The sequence below is a fragment of the Subtercola sp. RTI3 genome (assembly GCF_035018625.1).
Classification (GTDB): domain Bacteria; phylum Actinomycetota; class Actinomycetes; order Actinomycetales; family Microbacteriaceae; genus Subtercola; species Subtercola vilae.
Genome location: NZ_JASJXO010000095.1, coordinates 1 through 5757 on the forward strand (window position 1 = coordinate 1; position 5757 = coordinate 5757).

The 5757-nt window shown below is 65.3% G+C and carries 6 protein-coding genes; 4 read left to right on the forward strand and 2 right to left on the reverse strand.

The features are described 5' to 3' along the window. Nucleotides 1-150 precede the first annotated feature (150 nt). Complete coding sequence (locus QN358_RS18475) at nt 151-498, forward strand: LysR family transcriptional regulator (RefSeq protein WP_136642101.1); 348 nt, start codon at nt 151-153, stop codon at nt 496-498. 285 nt (nt 499-783) lie between these two features. Beyond that, nucleotides 784-2133 carry an NtaA/DmoA family FMN-dependent monooxygenase gene (locus QN358_RS18480; protein ID WP_136642102.1) on the forward strand — a complete coding sequence of 450 codons (1350 nt, stop codon included), beginning with the start codon at nt 784-786 and terminating at the stop codon, nt 2131-2133. Between the two features lie 69 nt (nt 2134-2202). Here the strand turns inward: QN358_RS18480 and QN358_RS18485 are convergent, their stop codons facing one another. Next, nucleotides 2203-2778, reverse strand: a complete 576-nt coding sequence (locus tag QN358_RS18485; RefSeq protein ID WP_161580405.1) for a TetR/AcrR family transcriptional regulator — start codon at nt 2776-2778, stop codon at nt 2203-2205. 116 nt (nt 2779-2894) lie between these two features. On the opposite strand from QN358_RS18485, the gene pgi reads away from it, so the two are divergent. Continuing rightward, nucleotides 2895-4628, forward strand: a complete 1734-nt coding sequence (pgi, locus tag QN358_RS18490) for a glucose-6-phosphate isomerase (RefSeq protein WP_323513228.1) — start codon at nt 2895-2897, stop codon at nt 4626-4628. A 127-nt stretch (nt 4629-4755) separates the two neighbouring features. After that, a complete protein-coding gene (locus QN358_RS18495; protein ID WP_323513229.1) occupies nt 4756-5052 on the forward strand; it encodes a hypothetical protein in 297 nt (98 codons plus the stop codon). 149 nt (nt 5053-5201) lie between these two features. On the opposite strand, the gene QN358_RS18500 is transcribed toward QN358_RS18495, so the two are convergent. Continuing rightward, complete coding sequence (locus QN358_RS18500; protein WP_323513230.1) at nt 5202-5657, reverse strand: hypothetical protein; 456 nt, start codon at nt 5655-5657, stop codon at nt 5202-5204. Between the last annotated feature and the right edge of the window lie 100 nt (nt 5658-5757).

Here is a 5757-nt window from a genome sequence, read left to right on the forward strand (position 1 = left end):
CTAACAGGCTGTGTGCGAGAAGCGGTTGCCATCTCGATAGCAGTAGTTCGGTCACCCCCACAAAAAGGTTTGGTCTCAGCCTGAAGCTCCTCCGAGCATCCGATCACGGCTGGCGTAGTCTGGGGGTCTCACCACGACCGAACGGATGCTGTGAACAGCGAACTCACGCGCCACTTCGTGGCAGCGGCCGATCAACTGCACTTCGCCCACGCTGCACGCTCACAGGGCGTGTCACGGGCCACGCTGGTTGCATCAGTGAAAGAGCTCGAGGCCGAACTCGGGTACCCGCTGTTCGACTACGAAGCCACCAGCACAACGCTCACCCCGGCGGGAATCGCGTACCTGAAGAAGACCAAGATCGAGCTCGCGAAGTCGGCTGCGGCCGCCGCGGCCGATGTTCCGGCACCCGGTGGCAAGGCGAAAGCATCGAAGGGCAAGGGGCGGGCTCCCGCGGTCAAGGGCGCCTCGCGCGTGGGCAAGCGGCGCCAGTCTCGCTGACATACGGCTGCCGGATGCCCGGCCTCCCCCGAGGGCGGCCACAATAGTTCAGCCCCCATGAAACACCGGAATGATCAGGTAGACCCCGAACAACGCCGCGGTCTCAGACGGACTCGACGCTCCTCCGTGCTCCCGGGCATCCGACTGGCCCGCGTCTATCGCACGCTCGTGGCATGGTGACGTAACACGGCGTGTGCTGGCGCGATACGTGCCCGAAACAGATGCTCTCTAGACTTGAACTGATCAGTTCACTTGTGCCGCGATCCGAGTCAGGGAGACACCATCATGACGAAGAAAATCACCATTGGAATGTTCCAGACCGGCGGTGTGCGGCCCACCTGGAAGATGCCGGGGCGCGAGGCGGAGCCCAACTTCACCGACCTCGGGTACTGGACAGAGTTGGCGAAGAAGTGCGAAGCCGGCGGGGCCGACTTTCTGTTTCTCGCCGATTCGTACGGCTACCCCACCCTGAACGGGTCGATCATCCCCACCTCCATCGAGCGCAACGTGCAGTTCTCCACCGTGGATGCGCAGATGCTGATGTCAGCGATGGCCGCCGTGACGAGCACGCTGGGCCTTGTCACCACCGTCTCGACCACCGTCGAAAAGCCGCCCATCGTCACCCGGCAGTACCGCACGCTCGACCACCTGACGAAGGGGCGCATCGGCTGGAACATCGTCACCGGCTCGGGGCAGGCCGGCTCGGCCCTGCTCTTCGGCGAACCGCTGATGCCGCACGGCGATCGCTACGCGAAGGCCGACGACCACGTCGAGCTGTCGCTGAAGTACTGGGAGGGCAGCTGGCAGAGCGACGCCCTCATCGCCGACAGCGCGTCGGGCACGTGGGCAGACCCCGCGAAGGTTCACGAGATCGAACACGACGGCCCGCACTTCTCGGCCAAGGGAGTGCTCGTCACGCCGCCGAGCCCGCAGGTCACGCCCACTCTGTTTCAGGCAGGAGCCTCGGAAGCCGGCCGAACCCTCGCCGCCAAATACGCCGAGGCCGTCTTTCTCGCGGCCGAGTCGAAGGCTCTCGCCGAGCAGATCAACGACATCCGGCGCCGCGCCGAAGAGAACGGGCGCGGCCGCGACGCCGTCAAGTGCCTCATCGCGGGCACCTTTCGCGTCGCCGACACCGACGAGCAGGCCCGCGCAGAGCACGAGGCGCAGACCGAAGCCGTCAGCCTCGAGCACGCCGCCACCCTCTACGCCTACTTCACCGGCATCGACCTGCTCTCGCTCGACTTCGACAAGCCCATACCGGCCGCGGCGGCGAACGGCGACAACGGCCGCACCAACGTCGAACGGTTTCTCGGCGAGAACGCACCCACCGTACGCGAGATACTCACCGAGTTTCGTGCGAACGGCGTCATGGGGCGCCCCTACCTCGGCACGGTCGAGAGCGCCGTCGACCAGGCCGTGGCCATGCTCGAAGAAACCGGTGCCGACGGGCTGCTCGTTCAGCCCGAGCCCGACGGCTCACACGACGTGTTCTTCGAGAAGGTGATGCCAGAGCTGCGTCGGCGCGGCCTGATCGCCGACGCTCCGGCCGGAACCACTCTGCGCGAACACCTCTTCGGCGCCGGCCACAAACTGCTGCCCGACACCCACCCCGGGGCGCGCTTTCGCCGCTGAGCGCCCGCCCGGGCATCCGGTGGCCACCCAACAAGGCCACCCCGCGCCGACGCAGTAGAACGCCGACGGCTATTTTCCGTAGGGGGCGAGCAGCGCCCTGATGGCTGCCGGATGCGCGGAGTCGAGCAGCTCTTTCGAAGCGCCCCGCACGAGGTCGAACTGCAACCCGCGCCAGAGCCCCAGCACCTGAACGCCCACAATGCGGGCAGGGGCCTCGTCGAACCCGTCGGCGACCAGCGCTGCGTGCAGGCCGTTGGACCAGTTCGTGCCCATTGTGGTGAGAAGACGCTGGTTCTCTTTTGGCTTGTGCACGGCGAGGCCGAATGTCTCGAAGAACAACCGCAGAAACGGCATGTTGTCGGGATGACTGATGGCGAGCCACGCGGCATCGAGCCGATCGGCCAGCGGGGCGCGGCCGGTGAGGTTCTCTGTCATGGTTCGCAGCCGGGGAAAGCGGGCGAAGACCACGAGGCTCGCCTCGGCGAGAAGGTCTTCTTTCGAGCCGAAGTAGTACAGCAGCATGCGGTTGTTCGAGCCGATCGAGCGAGCGAGACCGCTGAGGCTGAGGGCACTGACGCCTTCGACCACGATGAGATCTGCCGCCAGTTCGAGAAGCCTCTGGCGTTCGTTCCTCTGATCTCCCATACCGATCAGAGTAACGAGCGGCGCCGAAGGCGAGAAGGAATAGGGTTGAGGGAGCCCTTGCCGCAGTGGCGCGTTCTTCTCGGGGCTCATTCCGTTCTGGCGTTCAGGAGACCACAGTGACCGAGTCCGTTCCCGTCGATTCCGCTTCGACCGATGCCTGGAAGCACCTCGAAGGCATAGCCGAAGACTTCTCCCCCGACCTCCGCGGCTGGTTCGCCGCCGATGCCTCGCGAGCCGCGACGTACACGTTCCAGGCGGCCGACCTCACGGTCGATCTGTCGAAGTCGTTTCTGACCGAAGAGATTCTCGGCCACCTGCTGCAGCTGGCGAACGATGTCGACGTCGCCGGTCGCTACCAGGCCATGATCGAGGGCCGTCACATCAACGTCACCGAAGACCGCGCCGTGCTGCACACGGCCCTCCGTCGCCCGAAGAACGGCGCGGGGCTGGTACCGCCCGCGGGCTTCGTGGTCGACGGTGAAGACATCGATGCTGCCGTGCATCACACCCTCGACAAGGTGTACGCGTTCGCCGACACCGTGCGCTCGGGTGAGTGGAAGGGCGTCACCGGCAAGCGCATCGAGACCGTCGTGAACATCGGCATCGGTGGCTCAGACCTCGGGCCGGTCATGGTGTACGACGCACTGATGCCGTATGTGCAGCCGGGCATCCAGTGCCGTTTCGTGTCGAACATCGACCCGAGTGACATTTTCGAGAAGACCGCAGACCTCGACCCCGAGACCACCCTCTTCATTGTCGCGTCGAAGACGTTCGGCACGCTCGAGACTCTGACGAACGCACGCCTGGCGCGCCAGTGGCTGTGGAATGCCCTCAGCACGACCGGTGCCATCAGCGACTCAGACGCCGACCGAAAAGACGCTGTCGCCAAGCACTTCGTGGCCGTTTCGACCGCGCTCGACAAAGTCGAGGCCTTCGGCATCGACCCGCAGAACGCGTTCGGCTTCTGGGACTGGGTGGGCGGCCGCTACTCGGTCGACTCCGCCATCGGCACAGCGGTCATCGTTGCCATCGGGCCCGACAACTGGCGCGAGTTCCTCGCCGGGTTCCACGCGATCGACGAGCACATGCGAACCACGCCGCTCGCTCAGAACGTGCCCGTTCTGATGGGGCTGCTCAACGTCTGGTACACAAACTTTCTGAAGGCTCAGAGCCACGCTGTGCTGCCGTACGCGCAGTACCTCAGTCGTTTTCCCGCATATCTGCAGCAGCTGACGATGGAATCGAATGGCAAGAGCGTCAAGTGGGATGGCTCGCCCGTGACGACCGACACAGGCGAGATCTTCTGGGGTGAGCCGGGCACGAATGGCCAGCACGCGTTCTACCAGCTCATCCACCAGGGCACCCGGCTGATTCCGGCCGACTTCATTGCGGTTGCGAACCCGGCCAGGCCGCTGAAAGACGAGACCGGCGACGGGCACGGCGTCGAGCCCGGGCAAGACGTGCACGCCCTGTTCATGGCCAACTTCTTCGCCCAGACCAAAGCCCTGGCCTTCGGCAAGACGGCCGACGAGGTGCGCGCAGAGGGCACGGCCGAGTCTGTCGTGCCGGCCCGGGTGTTCGCCGGAAACCGGCCGACCACGTCGATCCTCGCGCCCGCGCTCACACCGAGCGTCGTCGGCCAGCTGATTGCGCTCTACGAGCACATCGTGTTCACCGAAGGAACCATCTGGGGCATCGACTCGTTCGACCAGTGGGGAGTGGAGCTCGGCAAGCAGCTGGCGCTGCAGGTCACGCCCGCCGTCGCTGGTGACGCCGCAGCACTCGAGATGCAAGACGCGTCGACGAAGGCGCTCATCGAGAAGTACCTCGAACTGCGCTCGAACGGGTAGCTGAGGCCGCTTCGGCGGGGCGCGAGCATCTTTGGAGCGGGGTGCGAGCGCCGCCGGGCCGGGGGGTGAGCCCATTTCAGATATTCGCTCACACTGCACGGCGAACACGTGCAATACAGTGATGCGCATGAGTGATCCGCGGGCCCGCAGAACACGCGTGCACGTGCTCTACCATGCCGAGCAGAGCGGTGTGGCGGTGGCGACTTCAGACCAGATCATGGTGTCGAACATCCGGCGGCTCATTCTCGAACAGATCGAGAGACAAGACCTGGCTCCCGCCACCATTGCCACAGACCTCGGCACCGTCGCCAGGCGGTTCGGGTTTCGATCAGTGGATGCCTCCGGCCGGGCATTCAGAGAACGGTTCGGCTGCACGATGACGGAGTTCAGGCTGAGGCGGGTTCTGCCCGCTCCGCTCGAATGACCGCGGCCGATCAACCAGTGATCTCCGCGTCAGAGTAGGTGAAGGGCCCCTCGGGGGGATTCAGGGCCCTTCACTAAGGAAGACCCCCTCAGACCCGTTTCGTGACGCGGTGCGCCGAACTTCTTTTCGAACCCACCCGTCGGCCGCGACTATTGGGCGGTGAACAGCCTCGTTGCGGTCAGCCCGAAACGCCCTGTGACCGGGTCGAGATACCGGATGCCCAGATTCACAGGCCCCTGAGCGATGCTGAACGACCCCAGCCACGTGCCGTCGGTCAGCGGCATGGGCGTCTCTCGAACGGCGCCGTTGACGATTCTCTGCGCATCAGCGCCGCTCGCCCCCGTCAGTTGCATGACGAAGTCGGTGGCATCGACGACGGCGCCTTCGGCGGGTTGTGAGACCACGGGAGGGGGCGCCATCGTGACATCGGCCGGCGCACTCACCGCCGAGACCACTGTGTCGACCGTCTGCCGAAGCCGAACCGTCGACGTGCCAACGGGCAACGCAGGGAAGTCCGTCATCGACCATGCGCCCGACAAGTCTGCCGTTGCAGAGGCCAAGACCGATCCGGCGGCGTCGACAGCCTCGACCAGAGCCCCTGGCACAGCGTCGGCACCCTTGATGAGAGGAAAGTAGAGGCCGCCCGCGTCTTGCTCGAGGGTAAAGACGGGAACCGCGGGAGGGGCTGTCTCTTATACACATCTC

Excerpts from the sequence above, each read along its gene's own strand:
- QN358_RS18480 (WP_136642102.1), top strand. The coding sequence starts at position 784 with ATGACGAAGAAAATCACCATTGGAATGTTCCAGACCGGCGGTGTGCGG.
- QN358_RS18495 (WP_323513229.1), top strand. The coding sequence starts at position 4,756 with ATGAGTGATCCGCGGGCCCGCAGAACACGCGTGCACGTGCTCTACCAT.
- QN358_RS18485 (WP_161580405.1), bottom strand. The coding sequence starts at position 2,778 with ATGGGAGATCAGAGGAACGAACGCCAGAGGCTTCTCGAACTGGCGGCA.